This window comes from Achromobacter sp. JD-1 (assembly GCF_038594925.1).
GTDB classification, from domain to species: domain Bacteria; phylum Pseudomonadota; class Gammaproteobacteria; order Burkholderiales; family Burkholderiaceae_B; genus Achromobacter; species Achromobacter spanius_C.
The window spans coordinates 295962-322271 of sequence record NZ_JBCGCS010000006.1; the positions used below are offsets into that span (position 1 = coordinate 295962).

Annotated in this window: 29 protein-coding genes; 23 read left to right on the forward strand and 6 right to left on the reverse strand. The window is 64.5% G+C overall.

What is annotated here, in order from left to right:
- Positions 1 to 49: 49 nt before the first annotated feature.
- The 3 genes from WBR68_RS12520 to WBR68_RS12530 are packed head-to-tail and all read left to right on the forward strand — an operon-like array spanning position 50 to position 3419.
- On the forward strand, positions 50 to 1024 hold the full coding sequence (locus WBR68_RS12520) for a Bug family tripartite tricarboxylate transporter substrate binding protein (protein WP_050446571.1): 975 nt from the start codon (positions 50 to 52) through the stop codon (positions 1022 to 1024).
- On the forward strand, positions 1021 to 2253 hold the full coding sequence (locus tag WBR68_RS12525; RefSeq protein ID WP_050446572.1) for a CaiB/BaiF CoA transferase family protein: 1233 nt from the start codon (positions 1021 to 1023) through the stop codon (positions 2251 to 2253). Before WBR68_RS12520 ends, WBR68_RS12525 begins: the two co-directional genes overlap by 4 nt.
- Positions 2253 to 3419, forward strand: a complete 1167-nt coding sequence (locus WBR68_RS12530) for an acyl-CoA dehydrogenase family protein (RefSeq protein ID WP_050446573.1) — start codon at positions 2253 to 2255, stop codon at positions 3417 to 3419. Before WBR68_RS12525 ends, WBR68_RS12530 begins: the two co-directional genes overlap by 1 nt.
- Before the next feature lie 57 nt (positions 3420 to 3476).
- On the opposite strand, the gene WBR68_RS12535 is transcribed toward WBR68_RS12530, so the two are convergent.
- A complete protein-coding gene (locus WBR68_RS12535; protein ID WP_050446574.1) occupies positions 3477 to 4214 on the reverse strand; it encodes an IclR family transcriptional regulator in 738 nt (245 codons plus the stop codon).
- Between the two features lie 142 nt (positions 4215 to 4356).
- On the opposite strand from WBR68_RS12535, the gene WBR68_RS12540 reads away from it, so the two are divergent.
- From WBR68_RS12540 to WBR68_RS12570, 7 genes are all read left to right on the forward strand, one after another.
- Positions 4357 to 4734 carry a flagellar protein FlaG gene (locus WBR68_RS12540; protein ID WP_050446575.1) on the forward strand — a complete coding sequence of 126 codons (378 nt, stop codon included), beginning with the start codon at positions 4357 to 4359 and terminating at the stop codon, positions 4732 to 4734.
- A 143-nt stretch (positions 4735 to 4877) separates the two neighbouring features.
- Entirely contained in the window at positions 4878 to 6263 is a 1386-nt protein-coding gene (fliD, locus tag WBR68_RS12545) for a flagellar filament capping protein FliD (RefSeq protein ID WP_230694395.1), read from the forward strand.
- A 28-nt stretch (positions 6264 to 6291) separates the two neighbouring features.
- On the forward strand, positions 6292 to 6720 hold the full coding sequence (gene fliS, locus WBR68_RS12550; protein WP_050446577.1) for a flagellar export chaperone FliS: 429 nt from the start codon (positions 6292 to 6294) through the stop codon (positions 6718 to 6720).
- Positions 6721 to 6767: 47 nt separating this feature from the next.
- A complete protein-coding gene (locus WBR68_RS12555) occupies positions 6768 to 7121 on the forward strand; it encodes a flagellar protein FliT (RefSeq protein ID WP_050446578.1) in 354 nt (117 codons plus the stop codon).
- Positions 7118 to 8467, forward strand: coding sequence for a flagellar hook-length control protein FliK (gene fliK, locus WBR68_RS12560; RefSeq protein WP_230694396.1), 1350 nt, complete (start codon positions 7118 to 7120; stop codon positions 8465 to 8467). The genes WBR68_RS12555 and fliK overlap by 4 nt, the downstream gene beginning before the upstream one ends.
- A complete protein-coding gene (locus WBR68_RS12565) occupies positions 8467 to 8820 on the forward strand; it encodes an EscU/YscU/HrcU family type III secretion system export apparatus switch protein (RefSeq protein WP_050450430.1) in 354 nt (117 codons plus the stop codon). Before fliK ends, WBR68_RS12565 begins: the two co-directional genes overlap by 1 nt.
- 11 nt (positions 8821 to 8831) lie before the next feature.
- Positions 8832 to 9635 carry a flagellar brake protein gene (locus WBR68_RS12570; RefSeq protein ID WP_230694397.1) on the forward strand — a complete coding sequence of 268 codons (804 nt, stop codon included), beginning with the start codon at positions 8832 to 8834 and terminating at the stop codon, positions 9633 to 9635.
- An 86-nt stretch (positions 9636 to 9721) separates the two neighbouring features.
- Here WBR68_RS12570 and fliE read toward each other — a convergent pair whose 3' ends face one another.
- Positions 9722 to 10054 carry a flagellar hook-basal body complex protein FliE gene (fliE, locus tag WBR68_RS12575; RefSeq protein ID WP_050450428.1) on the reverse strand — a complete coding sequence of 111 codons (333 nt, stop codon included), beginning with the start codon at positions 10052 to 10054 and terminating at the stop codon, positions 9722 to 9724.
- Between the two features lie 77 nt (positions 10055 to 10131).
- The gene (locus WBR68_RS12580; RefSeq protein ID WP_157055552.1) at positions 10132 to 10308 is read right to left on the reverse strand and encodes a hypothetical protein; all 177 of its coding nucleotides are present in this window, start codon (positions 10306 to 10308) and stop codon (positions 10132 to 10134) included.
- A 66-nt stretch (positions 10309 to 10374) separates the two neighbouring features.
- On the opposite strand from WBR68_RS12580, the gene fliF reads away from it, so the two are divergent.
- The 13 genes from fliF to fliR all read left to right on the forward strand — a co-directional run bounded on the left by fliF (position 10375) and on the right by fliR (position 21747).
- Positions 10375 to 12054, forward strand: a complete 1680-nt coding sequence (gene fliF, locus WBR68_RS12585) for a flagellar basal-body MS-ring/collar protein FliF (protein ID WP_230694398.1) — start codon at positions 10375 to 10377, stop codon at positions 12052 to 12054.
- Positions 12044 to 13054 (forward strand): flagellar motor switch protein FliG, encoded by a 1011-nt coding sequence (gene fliG / locus WBR68_RS12590; RefSeq protein ID WP_050450426.1) that lies wholly within the window; start codon positions 12044 to 12046, stop codon positions 13052 to 13054. Before fliF ends, fliG begins: the two co-directional genes overlap by 11 nt.
- Positions 13047 to 13790, forward strand: coding sequence for a flagellar assembly protein FliH (gene fliH, locus WBR68_RS12595; RefSeq protein WP_230694399.1), 744 nt, complete (start codon positions 13047 to 13049; stop codon positions 13788 to 13790). Before fliG ends, fliH begins: the two co-directional genes overlap by 8 nt.
- Positions 13787 to 15286, forward strand: coding sequence for a flagellar protein export ATPase FliI (gene fliI, locus WBR68_RS12600; protein ID WP_050450424.1), 1500 nt, complete (start codon positions 13787 to 13789; stop codon positions 15284 to 15286). The genes fliH and fliI overlap by 4 nt, the downstream gene beginning before the upstream one ends.
- The gene (gene fliJ / locus WBR68_RS12605; RefSeq protein ID WP_050450423.1) at positions 15279 to 15728 is read left to right on the forward strand and encodes a flagellar export protein FliJ; all 450 of its coding nucleotides are present in this window, start codon (positions 15279 to 15281) and stop codon (positions 15726 to 15728) included. The genes fliI and fliJ overlap by 8 nt, the downstream gene beginning before the upstream one ends.
- A 24-nt stretch (positions 15729 to 15752) precedes the next feature.
- A complete protein-coding gene (locus tag WBR68_RS12610; protein ID WP_127184319.1) occupies positions 15753 to 17135 on the forward strand; it encodes a flagellar hook-length control protein FliK in 1383 nt (460 codons plus the stop codon).
- Positions 17136 to 17305: 170 nt separating this feature from the next.
- A complete protein-coding gene (locus tag WBR68_RS12615; RefSeq protein ID WP_050450306.1) occupies positions 17306 to 17914 on the forward strand; it encodes a flagellar basal body-associated FliL family protein in 609 nt (202 codons plus the stop codon).
- A 2-nt stretch (positions 17915 to 17916) separates the two neighbouring features.
- Positions 17917 to 18924 carry a flagellar motor switch protein FliM gene (gene fliM / locus WBR68_RS12620; RefSeq protein WP_050450305.1) on the forward strand — a complete coding sequence of 336 codons (1008 nt, stop codon included), beginning with the start codon at positions 17917 to 17919 and terminating at the stop codon, positions 18922 to 18924.
- Positions 18917 to 19483, forward strand: a complete 567-nt coding sequence (gene fliN / locus WBR68_RS12625; RefSeq protein WP_230694400.1) for a flagellar motor switch protein FliN — start codon at positions 18917 to 18919, stop codon at positions 19481 to 19483. The genes fliM and fliN overlap by 8 nt, the downstream gene beginning before the upstream one ends.
- 12 nt (positions 19484 to 19495) lie before the next feature.
- The gene (gene fliO / locus WBR68_RS12630; RefSeq protein WP_050450303.1) at positions 19496 to 19819 is read left to right on the forward strand and encodes a flagellar biosynthetic protein FliO; all 324 of its coding nucleotides are present in this window, start codon (positions 19496 to 19498) and stop codon (positions 19817 to 19819) included.
- 27 nt (positions 19820 to 19846) lie between these two features.
- Positions 19847 to 20638, forward strand: a complete 792-nt coding sequence (fliP, locus tag WBR68_RS12635) for a flagellar type III secretion system pore protein FliP (protein WP_083447589.1) — start codon at positions 19847 to 19849, stop codon at positions 20636 to 20638.
- A 16-nt stretch (positions 20639 to 20654) separates the two neighbouring features.
- Positions 20655 to 20924 (forward strand): flagellar biosynthesis protein FliQ, encoded by a 270-nt coding sequence (gene fliQ, locus WBR68_RS12640; RefSeq protein ID WP_050450302.1) that lies wholly within the window; start codon positions 20655 to 20657, stop codon positions 20922 to 20924.
- A 34-nt stretch (positions 20925 to 20958) separates the two neighbouring features.
- Positions 20959 to 21747, forward strand: a complete 789-nt coding sequence (gene fliR, locus WBR68_RS12645) for a flagellar biosynthetic protein FliR (RefSeq protein ID WP_050450301.1) — start codon at positions 20959 to 20961, stop codon at positions 21745 to 21747.
- 17 nt (positions 21748 to 21764) lie between these two features.
- Here the strand turns inward: fliR and WBR68_RS12650 are convergent, their stop codons facing one another.
- The 3 genes from WBR68_RS12650 to WBR68_RS12660 form a co-directional block, all read right to left on the reverse strand.
- The gene (locus tag WBR68_RS12650; protein WP_230694401.1) at positions 21765 to 23003 is read right to left on the reverse strand and encodes a T6SS immunity protein Tli4 family protein; all 1239 of its coding nucleotides are present in this window, start codon (positions 23001 to 23003) and stop codon (positions 21765 to 21767) included.
- The gene (locus tag WBR68_RS12655) at positions 23000 to 24817 is read right to left on the reverse strand and encodes a lipase family alpha/beta hydrolase (RefSeq protein WP_230694402.1); all 1818 of its coding nucleotides are present in this window, start codon (positions 24815 to 24817) and stop codon (positions 23000 to 23002) included. Before WBR68_RS12655 ends, WBR68_RS12650 begins: the two co-directional genes overlap by 4 nt.
- Positions 24814 to 26310, reverse strand: a 1497-nt coding sequence (locus WBR68_RS12660) for a DUF2345 domain-containing protein (RefSeq protein WP_255696026.1), incomplete at its 5' end; no start/stop codon positions are given. The genes WBR68_RS12660 and WBR68_RS12655, both read right to left, overlap by 4 nt.

Genomic DNA, 26310 nt, shown 5'->3' on the forward strand with positions numbered 1-26310 from the left:
GCGGACGCAGAGCCGCGCCTGAATTCCCTATAAACCTGGAGACAACCCCATGCACCCTTTCCGTTTGCTTAGCGCCGCCCTGATCAGCGGCGCGGCCTTGATGGCCGCCCCCATCGCCCAGGCGGCGTCCGACTACCCCAACAAGCCCATCACCCTGATCGTGCCCTTCCCGGCGGGCTCGGGCACCGATGCGGTGGGCCGGATATTCGGATCTGAACTGTCCGCCATCCTGGGCCAACAGATCGTCGTCGAGAACAAACCGGGCGCCAACGCCACCATCGCGGCCAACTACGTGGCGCGCGCCAAGCCCGACGGCTACACGCTCTTCGTCACCACCAACACCTCGCATTCGGCCGCGCCCTGGCTGATGAAGAACGTGCCCTATGACCCGGTCAAGGACTTCACCCCCATCGCGCGCGGCGGCAACCTGCCCTTCATCCTGGTCGTGAACCCCAAGCGCCCCTGGAAGAACGTGGGTGAGCTGGTGGCCGACGCCAAGAAAAACCCGGGCCGCATCACCTACGCCAGCGGCAACAGCACAGGCATCGTCGCCGGCGCCACGCTGGCCAACCGCGCCGGTATCGACCTGCTGCACATTCCCTACAAAGGCACCCCGCAAGGCCTGACCGACGTGGTGGGCGGCCAGGTGGACTTCATGTTCACCGACCTGGCTTCCGGCCTGCCCTTTGTGCAGTCGGGCCAATTGCGCGCCCTGGCCGTGTCCACCGCCGAACGCAGCGTCATCGTGCCCGACCTGCCCTCCATGGCCGAGGCCGGCGTGAAGGACTTCGACCTGAATTCCTGGAACGGCTATTTCGGCCCGGCCGGCCTGCCGCCCGAAGTGGTGGCGAAGCTGAACGCCGCCATCAACCAGGTAGTGGCCAAGCCCGAGGTCAAGAAGCGCTTGGCGGGCCTGGGCTTTGACGCCTTTTCCAGCACCCCGGAAGCCTTCGCGCAGTTCGTCAGCGAGCAGCGCACGCTGTGGGGCAAGCTGATCAAAGATGCAGGAATCGAACAGCAATGACATTCCCCCCCGCCCCTGACGCCACGCCAGCCGGCCCGCTGGCCGGCGTGCGCATCCTGGACCTGAGCTCGGTCGTGATGGGCCCCTACGCCACGCAGACGCTGGCGGACTTGGGCGCCGACGTGATCAAGGTGGAATCGCCCGCGGGCGACAACATGCGGGCCGTGGGGCCCATGCGCAATCCCGGCATGGGCCACCTGTACCTGCACCTGAACCGCAACAAGCGGTCCATCGTGCTGGACCTGAAGACGCCCGAAGGGCTTGAGGCCTGCCTGAAGCTGGCCGAAAGCTGCGACGCCCTGCTCTACAACATCCGGCCGCAGGCCATGGCCAGGCTGGGGCTGTCTTATGACACGGTGGCGGCGCGCAACCCGCACATCGTCTACCTGGGCGCCTACGGGTTTGGCGAAGCCGGCCCTTACGCCGGCCGGCCCGCCTATGACGACCTGATCCAGGGGCAGACGGGCATTGCCGCCCTGTCGGCCCAGCAAAGCGGCGACGTGCCCCGCTACGCGCCGCTGACGCTGGCCGACCGGGCCGTGGGCCTGCACGTGGCCATTGCCCTGGTGTCGGCCGTGCTGCACGCAAAAACGACGGGGCGTGGCCAGCAGGTGGAAATCCCCATGTTTGAAGGCATGGCCCACCTGGTGCTGGGCGACCACCTGGGCGGCGCGACGTTCGAGCCGCCTATGGGCCCGACCGGCTACGCGCGCCTGCTGGCGCCCCATCGCCGGCCCTACGCCACGGCCGATGGCTACCTTTGCCTGTTGATCTACAACGATAAGCACTGGCGCAACTTCTTTGACCTGATCGGCCAGCCCGAGTTGGCCGAAGATCCTCGCTTTTGCACGCACGGCGCGCGGGCGGCGCACATCGGCGAGGTCTACGCCTATGTGGCCGACGTGATCCGCACCCGCCCCACGCAGGAGTGGCTGGACGCCCTGGCCCGCGCGGACATTCCCGCGTCGCAGCTCTACACGGTGGACGACCTGCTGGTGGACGAACACCTGGTGGCCACCGACTTCATCCGCCATGTGGATCACCCCAGCGAAGGCCCCCTGCGCACCCCCGCGCCGCTGGGCCATTACCAAGGCACGCCCACGTCCCTGCGCCGACCCGCCCCCCGGCTGGGGGAGCACAGCCGCGAGGTGCTGGCGCAAGCCGGCTACGACGACGCCCGGATCGACGCGCTGGTCGCCCGCGGCATTACCCAGGATGGAAACGACTGATGGACTTTGCCTTTACCCCCGAGCAATTGGCGCTGCGCGACGCCGTGTCGCGCATCTGCGACCGCTACCCCGATGAATACTGGCTGGAACGCGACCGCGAAGGCGGTTTTCCCGAACCGCTGCACGCCGACCTGGCCCGCGACGGCTGGCTGGGCATTGCGATGCCGCCGGAGTACGGCGGCGCGGGCCTGGGCATGACCGAAGCGGCGCTGATGATGCAGACCATCGCCGCGTCCGGCGCGGGCTTTACCGGCGCATCCGCCGTGCACATGAATATCTTCGGGCTGAACCCCGTGGTGGTGTTCGGCACCGACGAGCAGCGCGGCCGCTGGCTGGAACCGCTGATCGCCGGGCGCGAGAAGGCCTGCTTTGCCGTGACCGAACCCGATGCTGGCCTGGATACCACCAAGCTATCGACCCGCGCGGTGCGCCAAGGCGACGAATACGTGGTGCATGGCCGCAAGATCTGGATATCGACGGCGCAGGTCGCGACCAAGATGCTGCTGCTGGCGCGCACCACCCCGCTGTCCGAGGTGGACAAGCCCACGCAGGGCCTGTCCTTGTTCTATACCGATCTGGACCGCGAGAAGATCGAAGTACGCGAAATCGAGAAAATGGGCCGCAAGGCCGTGGACTCGAACATGCTGTTCATTGATGGTTTGCGCATTCCGGTGGCCGACCGCATCGGCGAAGAAGGCCGCGGGTTTGAATATATCCTGCACGGACTGAACCCCGAACGCATCCTGATCGCGGCGGAAGCCGTGGGCATTGGCCGCGCCGCGCTGGATCGCGCCGTGAAATACGCGGGTGAACGCACGGTGTTCGGCCGCCCCATTGGCCAGAACCAGGGCATCCAGCATCCCTTGGCGCAGGCCTGGATGCAGTTGGAAGCCGCCGACCTGATGGTGTTCAAGGCCGCCAGCCTGTACGACGCGGGCCTGCCCTGCGGCCCCTATGCCAATACAGCCAAATACCTGGCGGCGGAAGCCGGCTACAACGCCTGCCAAACCGCGGTGATGACGCTGGGCGGCATGGGCTACGCCAAGGAATACCATGTGGAACGGCTGCTGCGCGAGAGCTTCATTCCGCGCATCGCGCCGGTAAGCCCGCAACTGATCATGTGCTTTATCGCGGAAAAGGTGCTGGGCCTGCCGAAGTCTTACTGAAGGTGCGCGCCGGGCGCGATGCTCGGCGATTCAGGCCGACGCTGGCCCGCGCCATGTTCAGGCCTGCTGTTCCAGGGCGGTGCACGCCGCCCGCAAGATGCGCGCATAGGCCTCTTGCTGCGGCTCGATCCGGTAGATCGGGCCGCCCACCGAAATCGCATAGTGCTCGCCCGACAAGGTGACGGGCCAGGCGATGGCCCCCACGTCGGCAATCGATTCCCCACTGTTCATAAACCAACCGCGCTGGCGCGACCGTTGCAGGTCGTCTTCCAGCGCTTGCGGCGTGACCAGGGTGCGCTCGTTGTAGCGCGTCATGGGCATGTCGGACAACAGGCTCTGGCGTTGGGGCGCATCCATCAGCGACACCAGCGCCTTTCCCAGCGAATTGGCGTGTACGTCCTTGAATTCGCCGGCAACGGGCGCGTATCGGATGGTATGTGGGGAATCCAGCACATCCAGATAGACCACCCGCCCGTCCTGCGTCAGCTTGGCGAACACGACCGTTTCGCGGGTAGCGTCCCGCAATTCCGACAGGCTGGGGTAGACGCGGTCCAAAACGGGGTCGGCACGCGCGATGCGCTGGGCCATGGCCAACAGGCGGCCGGTGGGGTAGTAGCCCTGGCGCCGGCCGGTTTCATACAAATAACCCAGGCCCGTCAGCGTGCGGATCAGCGCCAGGCAACTGGAAACCGGCACGTCCAACAGGCGCGCCAGCTCCGACAATGGCAGCGCGCGCTTCTCGCGGGCAAAGGTTTCGATGATTTCGATGACTCGCAGCGCCGTCTTGACACTCATTGCCCGATCCAAACTGATTAGCACGTAAAACACCTGCCTCGCCGGGGGCTAAAGTTCCCTGCGGGGCTGCCGTTATCGTAGCTGAGAATACCCTGAAAACAGCGCGTTCCTCCGAGACGCCCACATCGCCGCTGGAGTGATCATGGCCGTAACCCCCCTAGCCCCCGCTACGTTCGCACCCGCTGCGCCCGTGCAGGCGCCCATCGTGGCCGAACCGGCCGTGAATGTGACGCCGGCCGCAGCCGCGACCAACAGCGGCGCCTCCGACAGCGCCACGTCGGATCAATCAGATTCGCAAAAGCTGCCGTTGGACAAGGCGCTGGACGAAATCAACGACCAGATGAAGGCGTGGTCGACGCAATTGCAGTTCGAAATCGACCCGAATGTGCATCAGGTGGTGGTGTCGGTCGTAGATGCGGAATCGGGCGACGTCATTCGCACGATCCCCAGCGAAACGGTACTCAAAATCGCCAAAATGATCGTGAACATGCAAGGCAACGGCATTAAAACCACTGCGTGACCTGACCCTTAAAACAGTGTTCTTCAGCTGTTTTGGCGCCTATGCGTGAGGGAAACCCCGAATTAGGCCCGCCTTATGCCCTTACCCGGCCAATCGCCGGCACCCTATTTTTGTCAGAATCGCTTCGCTAGGAAGGAAATCACATGGCTTCTATCACCAACCTTGGGTCCGTGTCCGGCTTGCCGCTGGAAAAGATCCTGTCGGACCTGCAAGACGCCGAGACGAAAAAGCTTTCGGTCTACACGACCCGCGCCGAAAGCTATCAAACCCGTATCGACGCTTACTCGCAGCTTCAAAGCGCGTTGGAAGCCCTGCAGTCGTCGGCCGCCGTGCTGGGCAAGACTGAAACGATGGCTGCCATCAAGGGCAGTGTCACCGGCGGCTCCGCCCTGACGGCCACGGTGGCCGCCGAGGGCGCGGTGGCCGGCGAATACACCATCGAAGTGAAGAACCTGGCGCGGGCGCAAAGCCTGCAATCGTCGGCCGTGGCCGACCGCACCGCCAAGAACGGCACGACTGGCACCTTCGAAATCGAACTGGCCGACGGCACCAAGCGCACGGTCGACCTGAAGGACGATACGTCCTTGAACGGCATCGTCAAGGCCATCAACGCCGACGACAAGACCGGCTTGCGCGCCACCGTCATCAACGACGGCAATGGCAACAACTACCTGATGCTGACCTCGCGCGAAACGGGCACGGAAGCATCGGTGAAGTCCATCACCGTCAACGGCGACCAGTCGCTGAAAGACATCCTGACGTTCAGCACGGATGCCAATGGCGTGACCTCCGGCATGACCTCCACCGCCGGGCAGGACGCCGAAGTCATCATCAACGGCATCACGGTCAAGAGCGGTTCGAACAACATTTCGACCGCCATCGACGGCATTACGCTGAACTTGGCCGAAAAGACCGAAACCGACAAGCCCATCACCCTGAAACTGGAAGCCGATACCTCGGTGGCCAGCAAGGCGGTGCAGGACTTCGTCACCAAGTACAAGACGCTGCAAACCACGATCAAGAACCTGACCGCGTTTGACGCTTCGGCGGCCACCAACCAACCGCTGACGGGCGACGGCACCACGCGCTCGATCCAGTCGGCGTTGTCCGGCGCGCTGCAAGGCGTGCTGGGCGACGGCACGCTGCGTTCGCTGGCTGATCTGGGCATCACCACCGACGCCACCGCCCGCGAACTGAAGCTGGACACGACCAAGCTGACCAAGGCTCTGACCGAAAACCCCGCCGACGTCACCAAGCTGTTGACGGGTGAAAACGGCCTGGCGAAGAATATCGACGCGGCGCTCAAGGATGTGCTGGGTTCGACCGGCTCCTTGAAGACGCGCCAGGACGGCCTGGCCAAGTCGATCACCGCATTGGACGCGCAGAAGGCGCGCGCCAAGGCATCGAGCGATGCCGAAATCGAGCGGATGCGCACGCAGTTTGTTGCGCTGGACACCTTCTACATGCAGATGCAAAGCACGGGCAGCTATCTGACCCAGCAGTTTGAGGCCATGAACAAGTCCAAGTAACTCACTCAATTAATAGAAGATGCATTAAATGACGTATGCCGCCCGACGGCCCTCAGGGTCTTATTCTGTTCGTTCCTACGCCGATATCGGCCTGGAAACGCAAGTCCTGGGCGCAAGCCCGGAGCGGCTGATCACCCTGCTTTACCTGGGTGCGCGGGCGGCCATCGGGCAGGCGCGCATCCATTTGAACGAAGGCCGCATCGCCGAGCGCGGGGCGGCCATCTCGAAAGCGATCAAAATCGTCGATGAAGGCCTGAAAACGGGGCTGAACATGGAGGCCGGCGGCGATATCGCCGCCAACCTCGCCTTGCTTTACGACTACATCATCCGTACGCTGCTGACAGCGAACCTGAAAGCGGATGTCGAGCAGCTTGACATTGCCGACCGGCTGCTGGCCGATCTGGCCGAAGCCTGGCAGACTTCCATCGACCGGCCGGCTGGCGGCATGGAGCCGTAATGGCCCGAACCATGCCTTTAGCCAGCCTGAGAACGCCCGAGATTTCCATGACGTCCCTGACCCAGTCCCTTCCCGCCATCCTGGAGCACTACCAGGAGATCGCCTTCATCACCGGGGAAATGCTGACTGCCGCCAAGGCAGGCGACTGGGATTTGGCCATGGTCCATGGCCAGCAATACTGCGAGCGCGTCGAGCTCCTGCGCCAGACGGAACAGACGGCGCCGCTGGACGAAGCCGCCCGCGCCATGAAATATGACCTGCTTGTGCGGATTCTGGAAAACGATGCGCTGACGCGCGACCTGGCTATCCCGCAGTTGGCCCGGCTGGGCGAGCTGCTGGGACGCATGAAGCGCCAGCAGACCCTGCTGTCGGCCTACGGATATCAGGCGCCTGAAGAATGAGCGTCGGTCCCGCCGCACTCGGTAACGTCCTGGTGCAGCGGTTGGACGCCGTGCTTGGCACGACGATGTCCGCCGCGAATGCCAACCAGGTGTCGGGCGCACGGCCAGATGCCGTCAGCCAACCCGGCGGCCCGGAAAAGCCCGGATCATCGGACGGCTCCACCCGCGACCCCCGACAAGGCATACAGACTGGCGGCGCCCGAGGCGACCGCCAGAATGCCGTTGTCGACGCCAAGACGGCTGCCGCGCTGGCGCTGGCCGCGCGCGGGCTGGTCACCAGCAGCGACACCACCGCATCCGCCCCGACCACGCTGGGCACCACCGCGCGGACGATTCTTGCCTTGCTGGCCCAGTTTCCCGAAGCCGCGCCCGCTGTCCAGGGGCGCGCCCCGCTCTGGAACGCCAATGGCGGCAGCGCTGGGCAAACCCCCGGGCAAGCCCCCGCGCAAGCCTCGCCCCAGCCCGCGCCTGCTGCGGGTCCGGGCACGCCGCCCGGCCAAGCCGCCGCCGCCGGACAGCCCGCGGCCACGGCGCCCGCCCTGCCCCCCACACTGCCTGCTGCCACCGCCACCACCGCCAGCGCGGATGCTGCTGCCGCGGCCAAGCTGACGCGGCCTGCTGGCCAGGCCGACGCCCATGCGGCACGCGGCGCCGACGCTGCCGCCCATGCCTCGCTGGCGGCCGGCGGCCCGTCCGCGCGCCTGTTGGGCCAGGCACTACGCCAAGCCCTGCAGACCAGCGGCCTGTTCTATGAATCGCATTTGACCGACATGGTGTTCGGCCGGACCAACCCGGCCGCCCTGCAGGAAGAGCCGCAGGCCCGCTTGAACCGCGACACCGCCCAGCAAAATTCCACGGCGGCGCGCAACCGTTCGGACGCGCCGACCACCGCGCGCACTGGCGGCGGCGCCGAGGCGGCGTCGGGCAGCGGATCACCCGCCCCCGGCACGCCCGTGGCCGGCATCCACCAGGACCTGACCGTGTTGGTGCGCCAGCAGTTGGATGTGCTGGCCAATCAATCGCTGACCTGGCAAGGCGAAGCCTGGCCCGGCACACCGATGGAATGGGAAGTGGAACGCGACCCTTACGGCGGCGACCCTGATTCGGCAACACCCACCTGGGCCACGCGGCTCAAGCTGGACCTTCCCCGCCTGGGGCTGGTGGATGCGCGCCTGAACCTGGCGGGCGATCAGATCGTATTGCAATTGGTCGCGCCGCTGGCTGCCGGCGAAATCAATGATGCGTCCGACCAACTGCGCTCGCGCCTTCTGGCCGCGGGCCTGACTTTGAGCAATCTGGCCGTCAGCGTGACCGACCCGCGCCCTGTCATCCCGACCGATTTCTGATGAGCAACGCCCCCCAAACCTCTGCGGACAGCGGCCAAAGCGGCGCCCCCAACGCTGGCCCCAACGCCAACCGCAACGCGGCCGTCGCCATTTCCTATGACGACAAGGACGGCGCGCCGCGCGTCGTGGCCAAGGGCTACGGTCAACTGGCCGATACCATCGTGCGCGCCGCCGAAGAGAACGGTCTGTACGTGCACGAGTCGCGCGAATTGGTCGGCCTGCTCATGCAGGTGGACCTGGATGCACATATTCCTCCCCAACTGTACGTAGCGGTGGCAGAATTGCTGGCTTGGCTGTATCGCCTGGAATCGCGCGAGCTTCCCCAGGCCGCGCCGCCTGACCTCACTCTCTAAGGACCACCATCGTGTTGGATGCCAGCGACCCGGAATTCCTGCTGACCCGGCCGGAAGACATGCGCTCCGCCCTCTTTGAGCTGACGCACCCCGACAGCCACATCCTGGTGCGCGACGCCGCCGACCGCGAGATGGCGGTGCTGGTACTGGGCGCCGACAAGCAAACCCGCCAGTTCTTCTGGCGTCCACGCGACTACGCCGGCGCCGACTTCGAGCAGTCCGACAGCATGGGCCTGTTGAGCGGCACGACCTTTCATTTCCATGCCACCGCCTATGGCGGCGTGCAGATCCGCTTTCGCGTGCAGCGTCCCGAAGTCATTCACTTCGACGACGGCAGCGCGGCCCTGATGTCGCCCTTTCCTGATCGCCTGGCGCGCATCCAGCGGCGCAAGATGTTTCGCGCCTCGCTGGTCACCGGCGCGGGCCAATGCCAGGCCAGTTGGCAACCCGACCCCAAGACCAAGCCTTTTCAGTTCACGGTGCGCGATATTTCGGTCGACGGCGTGGGGCTGCGGGCCGCGCTCGCCGTGCCCGAATTGCCGGAACGTGGCACGGTGATGGAAGACGTGCAGTTGGATTTTGGCGAGCTGGGCAAGCTCAGCGCCACGCTGGGAGTGCGCAATATCTATCCCATTTCCGGCCAGCCGATGATTCAACCCGACAGCCCCGACGACGCCGTGCCCCGACACGTGTCGCTGACCGGCGAACCGCCGATGAGCCACTTGGGCGCGGTGTTCCTGAACCTGGATGCGCGCCAGGAAAACTGGCTGCAGAAAGTGGTGTGGCGCCTGGAGAAAGGCGCGCAGCGTAATTAAGGCAACGCCGGCTGTAAAACAAAGCAAAGCCCCAATGCAAAAAGGCCTTTCCAATTCATGGAAAGGCCTTTTTCAGATCGACGCCCTTACACGGCCATCGACGATATTTCCTTGTAGGCAGCAACCAGCTTGTTACGCACCTGCACCGCCGTCTGAAAGCCAAGACTGGCTTTCTGCATGTCGATGATCACATCGTTCAGCGCAAGATCGGGGGCGCCCATTTCAAAGGCCCTCGCCTGTGCCGACGAGGCGTTCTGCGCCGCCGTCACGCGGCGGATCGAGCGCTGCAACTCGGCGGCAAAACCGTCGGGCTGGCCGACCGCTTCCCCCGCGGCGAGATTGCCTGTTTCCGCCTTGCTCACGACGGTGCGCATCTGCTGGAGCATGCTTTCGATGCCGTTCAAGCCTGATACAGCCATTACCTGATTCCTTGCTGGTGGGGCGATGTCGCCATGTTGCCGCAAAGCGTAACGCCGATCGCGCGCGCCCATAGCCGCTAAAAACCGCCAAAAAACCCGACATTTCCTTGAATGCCGCCAACCGGGGCCGCATCAACCGCCCTTGCGTCGACATAGAGGATAAGTAACGCCAAAAACCTGCTGTTTTCATCGATTGGGATTGTCGAGCGAACGGCAATAATCCAGGCTCTCCCCAGACCAGAAGCACGTTGCATGTGTAATCTGCCCCACCAAGACATGAAGACTTTTTCCTTGCGCCGCGTAGCCAGCGGGAGCCATCGATGAATCAGCAGGCCACTCTGAGTTCGTCGCTGCTGGCGAAGTTCCCTGTGCTGGAAAAGGTCCGCGCACTGCCCAAGCCTATTCTGCTTGGCGCAGCTGCCGCCGTCATCGCGCTGATCGTCGCCACCGTGATGTGGAGCAGCGAACCCCAGTACAAGGTGCTGTTCTCGAACCTGGATGACCGCGACGGCGGCGCCATCGTGACGGCCCTGGGTTCCATGAACGTGCCGTACCGCTACAACGAAAACGGCACCGCGCTGTTGGTGCCCGCCGACCGCGTCTACGACGCCCGTTTGCAATTGGCTTCACAAGGCCTGCCGCGCGGCGGCTCCGTCGGCTTCGAGCTGATGGACAACGCCCGCTTCGGCGCCAGCCAATTCTCGGAACAGATCAACTACCAGCGTGGCCTGGAAGGTGAGCTGGCCCGTTCCATCGAGGCCATGAACACGGTGCAGCACGCCCGTGTTCACCTGGCCATGCCGCGCCAGTCGCTGTTCGTGCGCGAACGCCAGGCGCCCACCGCCTCGGTGCTGCTGAACGTGTATCCCGGCCGCAGCCTGAGCGACGCGCAAGTGTCGGCCATTTCGTGGCTGGTGGCCTCCAGCGTGCCTGAGTTGCCCGCTGAAAACGTGTCCATCGTGGACCAGAACGGCCGGTTGTTGTCGGCCCCGGCAGGCGAAGGCCGTGGCATGGACGCCGACCAGATGCGCTTTGTGCGCGAAGTGGAACAGCGCACTGTCGAACGCATCCTGACCATCCTGAATCCGCTGGTTGGCCCGGGCAACGTCCACGCCCAAGCCAGCGCCGACGTCGACTTCGCCCGCCGCGAAGAAACCTCCGAGGTCTACCGCCCGAACCAGGAACCTGGCCAGGCCGCCGTGCGCAGCCAGCAAACCAGCGATTCCACGCAGCGCGGCGTGAACCCCGCACAAGGTGTGCCCGGCGCGCTGTCCAACCAGGCTCCGCCCAACGCTCAGGCCCCGCTGACGAACCCGCCCGCGCAGCCGCCGCAGCCGCCCGCCAATGCTCAGCAACAACAGCAACAGCAGCAGCAGCAACAACAACAGCAGCAGACCGGCACCCAGGCGGCCGCCACCAACCTGAACGAGCGCCGCGACGCCACCACCAACTATGAAGTGGACCGCACCATCAGCCACATCAAGCAGCCGGTGGGCAACGTCAAGCGCCTGTCGGTCGCCGTGGTGGTGAATTACGTGCGCGACAAGGACGGTGAGCCGCAGGCCCTGCCGCCCGAAGAACTGAACAAGCTGACCAACCTGGTCCGCGAAGCCATGGGTTATTCGGAATCGCGTGGTGATTCGCTGAACCTGGTCAACAGCCAGTTCAACGATGGCCCGCCGCCGCTGCCGATGTGGCGCGACCCGGAAATGATCGCCCTGTTCAAGACCATTCTTGCGTGGCTGGTGGGTCTGGTGGTTGCACTGTGGCTGTACCGCAAGGTGCGCCGCTCGGTCACCGAATACCTGTACCCGCCGGTGGATCCGGAAATGGCTGAAGCCGAGCGCCAGGAAGCGGCTCGCGAGGCCCAGGACGTGGCCCGCGCCAAGGAAGTCAACCGTTACGAAGACAACCTGGAACGTGCCCGCACGATGGCCAACAAGGATCCGCGCGCCGTCGCGATGGTTCTGCGCACCTGGATGAGCAAAGATGAAAAATGATTCCACGCCAATGGACGGCATGACGCGCAGCGCCGTCCTGATGATGTCGCTGGGCGAAGACGCCGCGGCCGAAGTCTTCAAGTACCTGAGCGCCCGTGAAGTGCAGCAGGTGGGCGCGGCGATGGCCAGCCTGAAGCAGGTCACGCGCAACGACGTGGCCGTGGTACTGGAAGAATTCCGTCAGGAAGCCGACCAGTTCATGGCCGTCACGCTGGGCTCGGACGACTACATCCGCAGCGTGCTGACCAAGGCGCTGGGCAGCGATCGCGCTGCGGGCCTGATCGAAGACATTCTGGAAGCCGGCGACGGCGGCAGCGGCATCGACGCGCTGAACTGGCTGGACCCCAACACCGTGGCCGAACTGATCGGCGACGAACACCCGCAGATCATTGCGACGATCCTGGTGCACCTGGAGCGCGACCGCGCCGCCGGCGTGCTGGCACTGTTGACCGACCGCCTGCGCAACGACGTCATGCTGCGCATCGCCACGTTCGGCGGCGTGCAGCCGGCCGCCCTGTCCGAACTGACCGAAGTGTTGAATTCCGTGCTGGCCGGCCAGGGCGCCAAGCGCAGCAAGATGGGCGGCGTGCGCACCGCGGCCGAGATCCTGAACATGATGAATTCCTCGGACGAGGAAACCGTGGTGGCCAGCCTGCGCGAACGCGACAACGACCTGGCGCAGAAGATCATCGACGAGATGTTCGTGTTCGACAACCTGCTCGACGTCGAAGACCGCGCCATCCAGCTCATCCTCAAGGAAATCGACAACGACACGCTCATGGTCGCGCTCAAGGGCGCCCAGGAAGAGCTGCGCGCCAAGTTCCTGCGCAACATGTCCAGCCGCGCCGCCGAAATGCTGCGCGAGGACCTGGAAGCCCAGGGCCCGATCCGCATGTCGAAGGTCGAAACCGAACAGAAGAAGATTCTGCAGATCGCTCGCCGCCTGGCCGAAAGCGGCCAGATCGTGCTGGGCAATTCCGGAGACGACGCGTATGTCTGAAGCGGACAACGGCGCGACGACGCTCATCTCGCGCAGTGCCGCCTGGCGGCGCTGGCAGATGCTGTCGTTCGACGAGCCGGAGCCCGTCGAAGTGGAGCCCGAGCCGGAACCCGATCCGGGCCCCGACCCCGCCGTGGTGATGGCGCAGTTGCGCGCCCAGGCCATGGCCGAAGGGCGCGAGGAAGGCTACGCGCAAGGCCATGCGGCCGGCGTCGAAGCCGGCCAGCAGGCAGGCCACGAAGCGGGCTACGCCGCGGGCCGTGAAGCCGGTTACGCCGAAGGCCTGGCCCAGGCGCGCGAACAAGGCGCGGAAGAAGCGCAGCGCTTGCACGCATTGGTGCAGGCTTGCGCGGCGTCCGTGGGCGCCCTGGAAGAAAAGATGGGCCAGAGCCTGCTGACGCTGGCGCTGGACATTGCGCAGCAGGTCGTGCGCACCACCCTGTCCGAACAACCCGAGGCCGTGGCCGCGGCGGTGCGCGACGTGCTGCACATCAACCCGTCGACCCATGGCCAGATGCGCTTGTGGGCCAACCCCGAAGATATTGAACTGATTCGTCTGCACCTGGCGGACGAACTCAAGGAAGGCCACTGGCGCGTGCTGGCCGATGAGTCCATCGCGCGCGGCGGCTGCCGCGCCGAAACGCCTTTTGGCGACGTCGACGCCACCCTGCAAACCCGCTGGCGCCGTGTCGCGGCCTCGCTGGGCCGCAACGCGTCCTGGGAGGATCCGGCATGAGCGGCAACCCGGCCCCGGCGCAACCTGGTCTGACACCCGCGCCCGCGGCGTCCAGCCCGGCCGTGCCCGTGCTGGAACGCTGGCAGACGCAGTTGCAGATCGGTTCGATCCGCGCCGCCTCCACCGACCCCTGGCTGGTCAGCGGCAAGATCACGCGCGCCACCGGCCTGGTGCTGCACGCCACCGGCCTGCGCCTGCCCGTGGGCGCCGCCGCCCGCATCGAAATCGCGCGCGGCCATGACCACTGGGCCGACGCCGAAGTGGTGGGCTTTGACGGCCACACGCTGTACCTGATGCCGCAGGCCGACATTTCCGGCCTGCCGCCCGGCGCGCGCGTCGTGCCCGGAGAACCGCCGGTGCAACGCGCGATCCCGTTGCCGCGCAAGGCTGAATTGAATGGCAACGCCAAACCGCAACTGGGCCGCCACCTGCCCGTGGGCAACGCCCTGCTGGGCCGGGTGCTGGATGGCGCCGGTCGCCCGCTGGATGGCCTGGGTCCGTTGACGGGCGCCGAACTGGCGCCGCTGTCCGCGCTGCCCATCAACCCCTTGTCGCGCGCGCCCATCGACACCGTGCTGGACACGGGTGTGCGCGCCATCAATGGGCTGTTGACCGTGGGCCGAGGCCAGCGCATGGGCCTGTTCGCCGGTTCCGGCGTGGGTAAATCCGTGCTGCTGGGCATGATGGCCCGCTACACCAAGGCCGATGTGATTGTCGTGGGCCTGATCGGTGAACGTGGCCGCGAAGTCAAGGAATTCATCGAACACAACCTGGGCCCTGAAGGCCTGGCTCGTTCGGTCGTCGTGGCGGCGCCCGCCGACGTGTCCGCGCTGCTGCGCCTGCAGGGAGCGGCCTACGCCACCCGCCTGGCCGAGCACTTCCGTGACCAGGGCCAAGACGTGCTGCTGATCATGGATTCGCTGACCCGTTTCGCCATGGCGCAACGTGAAATCGCGCTGGCCATCGGCGAACCGCCGGCCACCAAGGGCTACCCGCCCTCGGTGTTCGCCAAGCTGCCGATGCTGGTGGAACGCGCCGGCATGGGCGCACCCGGTCCTTCCGGCAAGGCCGGTTCCATCACCGCGTTCTATACGGTGCTGGCCGAAGGCGACGATCAGCAAGACCCGATCGCCGACTCGGCGCGCGCCATCCTGGACGGCCACGTGGTGCTGTCGCGCCATCTGGCCGAAGCCGGGCACTACCCCGCCATCGATATCGAAGCATCGATTTCACGCGCGATGACCTCGCTGATCACACCACAGCAGTTCGCCATCGTGCGCCGCTTCAAGCAGAACCTGTCGCGCTACCAGCGCAACCGCGACCTGATCGCCGTGGGCGCCTATGCGGCCGGCAACGATCCGCAACTGGACGAAGCCATCGCGCGCTATCCGCGCCTGGAAGCCTACTTGCAGCAAGACATCGGCGAAAACATCGGCTACGACGACGCCGTCAACCAGTTGCGCGCCAGTTTCGAGTTAAGGGATACCTATGCCTAGCCAATTGCCCTTGGACATGTTGATCAACCTGGCCAAGGAAAGCACGGATGAAGCCGCGCGCCTGCTAGGCCGGCTCAGCGCCGAACGCACCAATGCCGAGCGCCAGCTTGGCATGTTGAGCGATTACCGCCAGGACTACCTGGAACGCCTGCAACAAGCCATGACGACCGGCATGTCTGCCAGCGATTGCCACAACTACCAGCGCTTCATCGGCACCCTGGACGACGCCATCGGCCAGCAGCAGACCGTGCTGCGCCAGGCGGACGACAACCTGGCCAAGGGCCGCCAGTACTGGCAGCAGGAAAAACGCAAGCTCAGCTCCTATGACGCCCTGGCGCAGCGCGAGATGCGCGCGCAGGCCGTCGTGGAATCCCGCCGCGAACAGCGCGCTAACGATGAATATTCCGCCCGCCTGGTCCAGCGCCAGGCCGGGATGCATTAAGCAATACCTAACAGGAAGCCCCAGATGACCGCTCCCCTGCCTTTGCCCACCCTCGCGCCGGTTGCGAAAACGTCCATCGCCGATGCGTTGGGCGCCAACAAGCCCGCGCCCGCGAACAAGAAAGGCCCGAGCTTCTCGGACGTGCTGGCTCAGCAACGCCCGAAGCCGTCGGCCGATTCGCGTCCGGCAAATGATGGCGCCAAAACGCCCGACAAGATGCCTGGCAAGACCGCTGACGCCGCTACCGATACCGTCGGCAAGGCTGAAGACGCCGCCGTCGGCGCCATCAACGACGCCGTGAACACCGCGACCTCCGCCGAGGCCGGCGCGCTGGCCGTGGCCGCCGCGCAGCCGCCGGCGCCTGCCCTGCCGCAGCAAACGCTTGAACTCGCGGCGCAGGCCGCCGAACAAGTGCAGCTTGCGCGCGGCACCGCCGAAGCCGCCGCTGCCGCACTCGGCAGCAGCGCGGCCGTGCTGACCGCCGCGCTGAACGCCGCCGACGTCGCCGCCCCCGCCACCACGCGCGCGCCGGTCGCCGTGACCGCCGCGCAAGCGGAAGTCGCCGCCGCCATTGCCGCGCGCGATGCCCAGGTTGCGCAGCCCGTGCTGACCGCCGCTGTCAAGCCGGGCAGCGCCGCGGCTCCGGTCGTCGCCGCCGCGCCGACCGCTCAGCCGGCCGTCAAGGCCGACGCACCACGCGCCACCGCCGACCTGCCGCTACCCCGCGTTGCGCGCGAAACCAAGGCCAACCCCGAGCACACCACCACGACCTTGCCCGCGCGCACCGAAGAAGAAGTGGTCGCGGCCCTGACCAGCAGCACCCAGCAGTTCCAGGCGCCTCAGCATGGCGCCACGGCGCAGGACCATCTGGCGCAGGCAATCGCCGCCGCGACCCAACGCCAGGCCGCCCCTGCCGTGAACCAGGCGGCCTTTGCTCCGCCGGCGGTGCCGCTTGTGATGCAGGTCGCCACCCCGGTCGGCGGCACGCATTGGGGCACCGAGCTGGGTCAGCAAGTGGTGATGATGAGCACCAACGCACGCCAGGGCATGCAGACCGCCGAATTGCGGCTGGACCCGCCCGACCTGGGTCCCCTGCGTGTCAGCCTGAACATTGCCGACGGCGTGGCCAGCGCCTCGTTCGTATCGGCGCATGCCTCCGTGCGCCAAGCCATCGAAACCGCAATGCCGCAATTGCAGCAGGCCTTGGCGCAAGCCGGCATTTCGCTGGGCCAGACCAGCGTGGGCGAACAGTCCGCGCAGCAGGAGTTCGCGCAACAGCAAGGCAACGGTGGATCGCAGCGCCAGTCGGGCAACGGGTCGGCGCTTGCCGATGCGTCGACCGACAACGCGGCCCCCACCGCGACCGTGTCGCGCAACGCCAACGCACTGGTCGACACCTTTGCGTGACAAATGCGCCGCCCGCGCCTGGCAACGGACGCGGGCAGTGCAGCAATAGCTTGAGATACGCGGCTTTCGCCCTGTTTTTCGCCTCCAAGCCGAGGCGTAGTTTGGGGCAGAATGCTTTCATCCACTAAGAATCCGTTTTCACCAGCGGCTCAATACGCATCGAAACCGAGATGGCGACTATCAAACCCATAACCGCGCCGTCGGGCGCCAAGAAATCCGGCGGCATCGGCATTCTTCGCCTGCTGCTGGGCCTGTTGGTCTTGCTCCTTGTTGCCGCCGCCAGTGCCGGCGCAACCTGGTTCATCACGCAACGCATGCAGCAACCGCAAGCCGGCGCCCCCGTACAGTTGGGCGTGGGCCAGGTGCCCGGCGGCCAGCCCGGCCAACCGGGTCAAGCCGGCCAGGGTCCCCAGGCCACGCCGACCACGTTTGTGGCGCCGCCCGCGGGCCCCATCGCCGTGCCCGCCCCGATCTTCGTTCCGATCGAAGCGTTCACCGTCACGCTGCAGAACGCCGAAACCGAGCGCATCATGCACGTGGGCCTGACGCTGCGCGTCAGCGACGAGCAGACCCGCACCCGGCTTGAAAAGTACATGCCTGAAGTGCGCAGCCGCATTCTGATGGTGCTGTCGGCGCAATCGCCCACCGGCGTGCAGACCCAGCAAGGCAAGACCGAAATGGCCAACGCGATCAAGACCGCGGTCAACCAGCCGTTCTCGCCGCTGCCTGATGGCCAGTATGTCACCGACGTACTGTTCACGGCGTTCGTGGTGCAATAAGCATGGCCTACGAGGCATTTCTTTCGCAGGACGAAGTCGATGCGCTGCTAGCCGGCGTTACCGGCGAGAGCGATAGCAAGTCGGCGGCCGCGAACGCAAACGATGGCGCGCGCGCCTACGACCTGAGCTCGCCCGAGCGCGTCGTGCGCCGTCGCATGCAGACGCTGGAGCTCATCAACGAGCGCTTTGCGCGCCACATGCGCAATGTGCTGTTGAACTTCATGCGCCGCAGCGCCGACATTACCGTCGGCTCGATCAAGATCCAGAAGTACGCGGACTTTGAACGCAACCTGCCCGTGCCCAGCAATCTGAACATGATTCAGATGAAGCCCCTGCGCGGCACGGCGCTGTTCACCTATGACCCGAACCTGGTGTTCCTGGTCATCGACAGCCTGTTCGGCGGCGATGGCCGCTACCACACACGCGTCGAAGGCCGGGACTTCACCACGACCGAACAACGCATCATCCGGCGTCTGCTGAACCTGACGCTGGAAAGCTACGGCAAGTCCTGGGACCCCGTCTATCCCATCGAATTCGAGTACGTGCGCTCGGAGATGCACACCAAGTTCGCCAGCATCACCGGCAACAATGAAGTGGTGGTCGTCACCTCGTTCCACATCGAATTCGGCGCGACCGGCGGCGACCTGAACATCTGCCTGCCCTATTCCATGATTGAGCCGGTGCGCGATCTGCTGACGCGGCCGCTGCAAGAAACCACGATGGAAGAGGTTGACCAGCGCTGGTCGCAGCAGTTGTCGCGCCAGGTGCGCAGCGCCGACATCGACGTGGTGGCGGAGTTCGCGCGCATCCCGTCGTCGATCCGCGAACTGATGCATTTGAAGGTGGGCGACGTCCTTCCCGTGGACGTGCCCCAGACCGTCATTGCCCATGTGGATGGCGTGCCGCTGATGGAATGCGGCTACGGCGTTTTCAATGGCCAGTACGCGCTTCGCGTACAGAACATGTTTACCTACGATACCGATTCAAACGAGGCCCCCGACCATGACTGACAAGAACGAGCCTGGCACCGGCTCGTCCCCGGCCGACGACTGGGCCGACGCGCTCGCCGAACAATCCCGCGCCACCCCGCCCACCCAAGCCGACGGCCTTAAGCCGCAGGACGACTGGGCGGCCGCGATGGCTGAACAAACCGCCTCCACGCCGCCCGAGGCCGCGGCGCCTGCCCCGGCTGCGCCGGCGCCGGCTGCTCCCGCTGCTCCCGCTGCTCCCACCGCCCCCGCCGCACAATCGGCGGCGCAGTCGGTGTTCAAGCCGCTGGCTGGCGCCACGAGCGGCTCCGGCAACGATATCGACCTGATCATGGACGTGCCCGTCCAGTTGACGGTTGAACTGGGACGCACCCGCCTGACCATCAAGAACCTGCTCCAGCTGGGCCAGGGTTCCGTGGTCGAGCTGGACGGCCTGGCCGGCGAGCCGATGGACATCTTCGTCAACGGCTACCTCATCGCCCAAGGCGAAGTCGTGGTCGTCGAAGACAAGTACGGCATCCGCCTGACCGACATCATCACCCCGTCCGAGCGGATCAACCGCTTGAACAACCGCCGCTAGCAGTCCGGCGCCATGACTGAATCCGCCTTGCTGCGCGTCGTCATCGGCCTGGTGCTGGTGGTGGCCGCCATCCTGGCTTCGGCCTGGCTGGCGCGGCGGGCCGGCCTGACCCAACGCGGCGGCGGCAACCTGCTCAAGCAGATCGCCAGCCTGCCCGTCGGTGCGCGCCAAAGCATCGTCGTCGTTGAAATCGACAATACCTGGCTGGTGGTGGGCGTGGGCCCGAACCAGCTCACTACCCTGCACACCCTGCCCGCCGGCCAGATGCCGGAGGGTTCGCCCTTGCCCGCCGCGGCCTTCGCGGCCAAGCTGGGCCAGGCGCTCAAGCGCCGCTAGCGCGACACGCGCATCTTTGCGACACCCATGAGCTTTCTCTCTCGCACGACACTCCTGCCTGCCCGTCCGCGCGCCCTGCCCCTGCTGGCGGCCGCCGCGGTGCTGGGCCTGGCCTTCTTTCCGGCCGGAGTCGTCGCCCAGGCCACGCTGCCCGCCCTGACCGCCACCCCCGGCCCCAACGGCTCCGAGACGTACTCGCTCAGCATGCAGACGATGCTGCTGATGACGTCGCTGTCGTTCCTGCCGGCCGCCTTGCTGATGATGACGGGCTTCACCCGCATCATCATCGTGCTGGGCCTGTTGCGCAGCGCCATGGGCACGGCGATGTCGCCGCCCAACCACGTGCTGATCGGACTGGCGCTGTTCCTGACCTTCTATACGATGTCGCCGGTGTTCGACAAGATCTACGCCGACGCCTACAAGCCCTTGTCCGAAGGGTCGATCCCATTCGAGACCGCCGTGGAACGCGCCGCCGGCCCCCTGCGCACCTTCATGCTGCACCAGACGCGCGAGAACGATCTGTCGCTGTTCGCCAACCTGGCCAAGCAGCCCGCGCTGGAAGATCCGTCGCAAGTGCCCCTGCGCATCCTGGTGCCCGCCTTCATCACCAGCGAATTGAAGACCGCATTCCAGATCGGCTTCACCATCTTCATTCCTTTCCTCATCATCGATCTGGTCGTGGCCAGCGTGCTGATGGCGCTGGGCATGATGATGGTGCCGCCCGTGACCGTGGCGCTGCCGTTCAAGCTGATGCTGTTCGTGCTGGCCGACGGCTGGAACCTGCTGATGGGCTCCCTGGCCCAGAGCTTCTACCAATAACGCCGGAGCAATCGCCATGACCGCTGAAACCGTCATGACCATGGCCTACCAGGCGATGAAGATCGTCCTGGCGATGGCCGGCCCGCTGCTGCTGGTGGTGCTGGTGGTGGGCCTGGTCATCAGCATTTTCCAGGCCGCCACGCAGATCAACGAAATGACGCTGTCGTTCATTCCGAAGCTGCTGGCCATGTGCGGCGTGCTGGTGCTGCTGGGCCCCTGGCTCATCGGCGTCATGGTCGACTACATCCGGCTACTGATCGGCCAGATCCCCATGCTGGTGTCCTGAGCGGCCCGCGCCGCCCGGCCCCGGACGTTTCCCCATGATCGCCTTCACGCTCGAACAGCTCAACGGCTGGATCGGCCAGTTTCTCTGGCCTTTCGTGCGTATCCTGGCGCTGGTCGGCACGGCACCGCTGTTCTCGGAATCCGCCATTCCCGTGAAGGTCAAGGTGGGCCTGTCGTTCATGCTGGCCGTGGCGGTCAGCCCCGCGCTGGACCCCATGCCGCCCGTTTCCCCCGGCTCGTACGCGGGCCTGTGGATGGTGATGCAGCAGGTGCTGATCGGCATCGCCATGGGCTTCACGATGCGCATCGTATTCGCCGCCGTGCAGACGGCGGGTGAATTCGTCGGCTTGCAGATGGGCCTGTCGTTCGCCTCGTTCTTCGACCCCAGCGCCGGCGCCAACACCGCCGTGCTGTCGCGCTTGTTCAACATGGTGGCAATGCTGACGTTCCTGGCGCTGGACGGCCACCTGCTGGTGCTGGCCGCCCTGGTGCGGTCCTTCGACACCTTGCCCGTAGCCACGATCCAACTGCACCAGAATGGCTGGGGCGTGGTGGTGGAATGGGGCAAGACCGTGTTCGTCTCGGGTCTGCTGCTGGCGCTGCCGCTGATCTGCGCACTGCTGACCATCAACCTGGCCATGGGCATCCTGAACCGCGCCGCGCAACAGTTGTCCGTGTTCTCGGTGGGCTTTCCCGTCACGCTCATCATCGGCGTGGTGGTGCTGACCGTGGTGCTGCCGCACTCAGGGCCATTCCTGGAGCATTTGTTCGAATCCGGCCTGGAGGCAATGAGCCGGGTGGTGGATGCGTTGGCGGGGCGGTAGAACGGGTCGCTCACCTATCAAATTCCAGATTCCGGCGGCGTCCAGGGCATTCCGTTTTCATCAGTGCTGAGGAAATCGTCCAACGCCTTCTTGTCGGCAGCGGCTTTCTCGGGGTTGCCGACCTGATCAAAGGCCGATGGCGGTTTGGGCGCGACGGCTCGGTAACGCAGGCGTATTGACGCCAACATGGCGTCCCAAATCTTGCCGGCCTCCCTATCGGACAAGGCCGCGTCCACGCGGGGTGGCGCGGGCGGGCGTTTCCAGGGGGGAATGGCGTGCTTGTCGGGGACGAAGCGCGGGAGGGACCAGCGGACGAGGTCGGGTTGGTAGTCTTCTGCCAAGGTGGGAGGGAGCGCGCCACCACCACGCATGCTGATGTGAATGGACGGCTGTGTGAATCCTGGCGTGTCGCGGTAGCTTTCCGCCAAGAAAAGGAACCGGTGGTGATTGGCGTCGGTGTACCCGAAGGCAAACTGTTCCGCCGGCATGGCGGCAAGGGTTAACTTTCCCGCGCGCAACCTGTTATGCCAGATGCCGGATAGCTGTTTCTTGGCGCGTGCTTGAAGGCCCGTGGATGAGTCTGGCTGCAGGGCGGTAATGCGGGCCTCCAAATTAATGTTGGACCCCGATATGTAAAACTCCAGCATGCCGATTTCCTGGTCATGATGTTCGCGGATGATGATGGGACCGAGCCCAAAACCAGGTCCGGCACTCTGCGGGTCGGTGATCTTAGAGATGGTCTTGGCCAAGGCTTGGATGCGGGCTTCGACGGGCGCCATGACGTTCTTGTATGAATGGGCTTTGATCAGGACGTAAACGTCGTCGACAAGAAGATGCAGTTCATGGGTGTGATAGTTTTTCTGCTCTGGATTGCGAAAAAAACGCAGCAGGGTTTGTGTTGGATTTAGGCTGATCTGAGCGAGCAACATAGAGCCGCCTGAATCATGAGCGACCTGCTGGATCTGCGACGACCTGTCGTTTACTACGCTGGTAAAGCGCTCAGGGGATACATCCATACCTAGCACTCTGACTTCGACGGTCGTGAAATTGGTATCCAATCCGTAATACAACGTGACGTCGCTGCCTGTGCTGTACCGCCAGTTCGAAGGCAAGTCGATCAAGTGTCGGCCGAATGCCCAGGTGCGGATGTCTGTGGTTGCGTTGGTCACAGGGGTGTCCTTGTGTTGTAGGAGCAGGATGCTGCCGGCGACGAGGGCAGCAAGCGCAATTGCGGCGGCAACAACGCGGGTTTTCATGATGACTTCCTCGCCTGGGCCGCTAGTTTCAGGATCCACTGCAACGTGATCTGCTGGACCAATTCATTTCGGAATGGACCTTCATGTTCGAACCCCTGCATTTCGAGTTGTTCTTTCACTTGGCCGCGCTTGGCCTGGTCAATCGGTGCGCGACCTGAACTGATGGGGACCGTGCCGTCCCCAATGCCGTCCTGCATTTCGCAGTGCAGCTCCCAATCGCTGTATTGCAGTTTTCCCGGCGGGAAAGTGGCGTCGAGATACCGTAGCGAGGGGGACGCCACGCGGCTTTGTCCTCTTGCATAAAGCGGCGTGCGACCATCGTGCTGAATATCCGAGTTTCGGGCCTCGAGAAGGGCTTCGATCGGGATAGGTGGCTGTGTGGTGTGTGCTGGGCGCAACCCCGGGCGTATCGTCCATCGAATGGATTCGAAGCTCGCGAAATTGGTATCCGACCCGTAGAACACGAAGGTATGTGGGTGGTAATAGGTCTTTAGGGCTTCGTGAAAGTCCTTCGCGTTTCCAATTGCTTGCTCATAGTCGTGCCATTCGATAGCGGTCCCGCCTTTTGGCGCCAGCCATTCTTCTTTGATGAGCCCCCACCACCGATATCTCTCGAGATAGATCGTTTCATACGGGCATTGCGAAGGGGACGGGATTGCCGGCATTGCGGGAGTGGTGCGCGATTGTTCCTCGCGTAATAGCTTCAGCCATCCCGGTGAATATCGCTGCGTCGGCAGCAATTGCAACGCACCAGGCGACTGAGCAAAAACTGCCGTCATTTCCTGCCCGCTGCCGCCGATCACAAGCGAGGTTCCGTAGTCCTCATCTCGCATGCCAACTTTGCAACGCCTGTAGGCTACCGGGGCGCCGTTGGTTGGCATGACGCCGTGGATAATTCCGCAGATTGCGGTCTCCATGCCGGGCAGGGTCGCGCACATTCGGGCAATCAGGCCGCCCATTGAGTGCGTCACCAACAGCACCTGCGTACAGCGATCTCCATACTGCTCCAGCAGGGTTTCTATGCGTTCCTTGAGTTTCTTGGCGGAATCGGTATTTGAAGCCAGCCAGTTATACCCAAACGCATGCACTGGCATATTGAACCGTGCGCCGGCCAGCAGATCGTCCGTGGTTAACGGTTTTACGCGTCCATCGCTTCCGTTTCGATCCAGCCCGTTCAACCCGGGCATAAAAACATCCACGCCCGGCTTAAGGCGTCGATACGTTGCTGTTGGATCCTCCCAGTGCTTGTCCTCCAATTCAAGCGCATAGTTTTCGTGGCGAGGAACTGTGGGGGAGTTCAGGGCATACTCCAACCACCGCAGGAAGCGTTCGTAGCTAGTCTGCCCAACCTCTCCCCAACCTCGTTCCCGATAACGGTCCCTAAGGGCAGCTTTGCGGGCGGCGGGTAGTAGTTGTCCGTTCTCTTGCACCATTCCTAGCGGAACGTCGGGGACCGCGCCTTGGTCATCGACTTCTACACGTTCGGGATGCAAGCGTCTCTGACGAAAGCCCGCCTCTTTAGTGATCCACTGGGCTAGCAAGTGAGTCGGCAACCCCAGCGCTCCGTAGTCGAGGGTCCACACCGGTTCGGATTCTTGGTCGAGGTGCTTGGAAACCGACCGTAAATTACTCCCCATCACCCCTGGAATGAATATCACCGGCAGGATCAGATCCGGCCCGATACGTAGTTGAACCGGGTCGGTGATCTTGCAATCCGTCAGCGTCCAGGTGAAGCACTGTTGACCCCGGGCGTCGTAGTGAAACGGCGCCACGCGCTCGGTCGGCGGGTCTTTCTCAGGTTTGATGTCAGTCATTTCTTATCGCCTTTCCATTCGATATAAACGCCGTCCATGCGCATGTCTTTTTGCATGGTCAGAAAACCCTCGCTATCCGTACGGCCGGTCACTTGGGAGCCGTCGTTGCGCCATAGGGTGTATTCGGCATTGCGAGCGAGGGAGCCGTCGGCGAGCGTGGCCTGGAATCGGTCGTTGAAAGGCGTTGCCTCCCAGGTGTTGAATTCAATCGATGCGCTGTTTGGCCCCACAAAGTTGTGCTGTGCCGCCTTCACCGTCAGCTTGCCCGGCATGCCGAGTTCAATATTCCCGTCGGCCATCTTGATGTACGCGCCGCCGCAGAGCAGCGTGATGTGCTTGTCGGCGGCGATCAGCACATGCTGTTTGCTGGAGGTGATTTCGGCGCTTTGGTCGGCCTGGATGCGGATGGCGTTGTGTTGCGCTTGCAGCAGCAGTTCGCCTTGGTGGGCGATGTGGCGCAGGTTGCCGCTTTGCGAGAACAGGCCCAGGTCGCCGCCTGCGTTGATGACTACCTTTTCACCGGCGCTGATCTGCTGGTGTTGCTGGGCGATGCTGTCGATGTGGGCGCCTGCCGTCATCACGATGCTGGCGGGGGTGGCGGCGGCGATGCCGGCTGGCGCGCTTAGACCCATCGCGCCGGCATCGCCTTGGCCGGTGCCCTCGGGCTGATTGTTGGTGCCGTGGCCCAGGTCGCGTACCGCTTCAGTCAAAGACTGCTGGGGCTGGGCGTCGTGGGTCACGCCTTCGTGGGTGGCGGCGTAGTCGCCAAGATTACGGGCCAGTTCTAGCGCCGATTCCAATGCCGCAACGATATCGGATCGGTCCAATTGCCCGCCCTTGGCTTGCAACTGCGCTTCGGTACTTAACAGCAAGCCCTTTGCCGCACGCAATGCGCCGTGTTCATCCGTACGCAATTCAAACCCTTCGCCGCGTGGCTCTCCGCCACCTGGACGCGGATGCGTCAGATAGCCCAGATGCAACTGCGTATCGCCGTGCTCGCTCATCAAGGCTGCGCTGATCTGTGCCGACGTGTCGTCCAGGCGCAGTTCATTGGCGCGGTTGCCCTTGTGCTCCTTGCTTTTGATCGTGTTCAGGATGTTGTGGCGCGGCAGTTCATACGGCGGCAGGTTGGTGGCGCGAAAGGTTCTCCCGATGACCAAAGGTTGGTCTGGATCACCATTTGCGAATTGCACGATGACTTCTTGGCCGATGCGGGGGATAGCCATGTGCCCCCACAGCGCGCCGGCCCAGTTCTGCGAGACGCGGATCCAGCAGGAGCTGTGTTCATCATTGCGACCCAGCCGGTCCCAGGGGAACTGCACCTTCACACGGCCCCAGGCGTCGCAATAGATTTCTTCATTTGGAGGGCCGACGACGGTGGCCATCTGCGGACCATCGAGGCGGGGTTTGGGTTGGGGCTCGGGCTTCCAGTCGACTTTGTCGGGCACAAGTTCGGCGGTGTAGTGGTAGTGCGTGCCTTGTTCGGAACCCGC

Coding starts and splice junctions, on each gene's coding strand:
- WBR68_RS12520 (WP_050446571.1), top strand. CDS start 50: ATGCACCCTTTCCGTTTGCTTAGCGCCGCCCTGATCAGCGGCGCGGCC.
- WBR68_RS12525 (WP_050446572.1), top strand. CDS start 1,021: ATGACATTCCCCCCCGCCCCTGACGCCACGCCAGCCGGCCCGCTGGCC.
- WBR68_RS12530 (WP_050446573.1), top strand. CDS start 2,253: ATGGACTTTGCCTTTACCCCCGAGCAATTGGCGCTGCGCGACGCCGTG.
- WBR68_RS12535 (WP_050446574.1), bottom strand. CDS start 4,214: ATGAGTGTCAAGACGGCGCTGCGAGTCATCGAAATCATCGAAACCTTT.
- WBR68_RS12540 (WP_050446575.1), top strand. CDS start 4,357: ATGGCCGTAACCCCCCTAGCCCCCGCTACGTTCGCACCCGCTGCGCCC.
- fliD (WP_230694395.1), top strand. CDS start 4,878: ATGGCTTCTATCACCAACCTTGGGTCCGTGTCCGGCTTGCCGCTGGAA.
- fliS (WP_050446577.1), top strand. CDS start 6,292: ATGACGTATGCCGCCCGACGGCCCTCAGGGTCTTATTCTGTTCGTTCC.
- WBR68_RS12555 (WP_050446578.1), top strand. CDS start 6,768: ATGACGTCCCTGACCCAGTCCCTTCCCGCCATCCTGGAGCACTACCAG.
- fliK (WP_230694396.1), top strand. CDS start 7,118: ATGAGCGTCGGTCCCGCCGCACTCGGTAACGTCCTGGTGCAGCGGTTG.
- WBR68_RS12565 (WP_050450430.1), top strand. CDS start 8,467: ATGAGCAACGCCCCCCAAACCTCTGCGGACAGCGGCCAAAGCGGCGCC.
- fliE (WP_050450428.1), bottom strand. CDS start 10,054: ATGGCTGTATCAGGCTTGAACGGCATCGAAAGCATGCTCCAGCAGATG.
- WBR68_RS12580 (WP_157055552.1), bottom strand. CDS start 10,308: ATGCAACGTGCTTCTGGTCTGGGGAGAGCCTGGATTATTGCCGTTCGC.
- fliF (WP_230694398.1), top strand. CDS start 10,375: ATGAATCAGCAGGCCACTCTGAGTTCGTCGCTGCTGGCGAAGTTCCCT.
- fliG (WP_050450426.1), top strand. CDS start 12,044: ATGAAAAATGATTCCACGCCAATGGACGGCATGACGCGCAGCGCCGTC.
- fliH (WP_230694399.1), top strand. CDS start 13,047: ATGTCTGAAGCGGACAACGGCGCGACGACGCTCATCTCGCGCAGTGCC.
- fliI (WP_050450424.1), top strand. CDS start 13,787: ATGAGCGGCAACCCGGCCCCGGCGCAACCTGGTCTGACACCCGCGCCC.
- fliJ (WP_050450423.1), top strand. CDS start 15,279: ATGCCTAGCCAATTGCCCTTGGACATGTTGATCAACCTGGCCAAGGAA.
- WBR68_RS12610 (WP_127184319.1), top strand. CDS start 15,753: ATGACCGCTCCCCTGCCTTTGCCCACCCTCGCGCCGGTTGCGAAAACG.
- WBR68_RS12615 (WP_050450306.1), top strand. CDS start 17,306: ATGGCGACTATCAAACCCATAACCGCGCCGTCGGGCGCCAAGAAATCC.
- fliM (WP_050450305.1), top strand. CDS start 17,917: ATGGCCTACGAGGCATTTCTTTCGCAGGACGAAGTCGATGCGCTGCTA.
- fliN (WP_230694400.1), top strand. CDS start 18,917: ATGACTGACAAGAACGAGCCTGGCACCGGCTCGTCCCCGGCCGACGAC.
- fliO (WP_050450303.1), top strand. CDS start 19,496: ATGACTGAATCCGCCTTGCTGCGCGTCGTCATCGGCCTGGTGCTGGTG.
- fliP (WP_083447589.1), top strand. CDS start 19,847: ATGAGCTTTCTCTCTCGCACGACACTCCTGCCTGCCCGTCCGCGCGCC.
- fliQ (WP_050450302.1), top strand. CDS start 20,655: ATGACCGCTGAAACCGTCATGACCATGGCCTACCAGGCGATGAAGATC.
- fliR (WP_050450301.1), top strand. CDS start 20,959: ATGATCGCCTTCACGCTCGAACAGCTCAACGGCTGGATCGGCCAGTTT.
- WBR68_RS12650 (WP_230694401.1), bottom strand. CDS start 23,003: ATGAAAACCCGCGTTGTTGCCGCCGCAATTGCGCTTGCTGCCCTCGTC.
- WBR68_RS12655 (WP_230694402.1), bottom strand. CDS start 24,817: ATGACTGACATCAAACCTGAGAAAGACCCGCCGACCGAGCGCGTGGCG.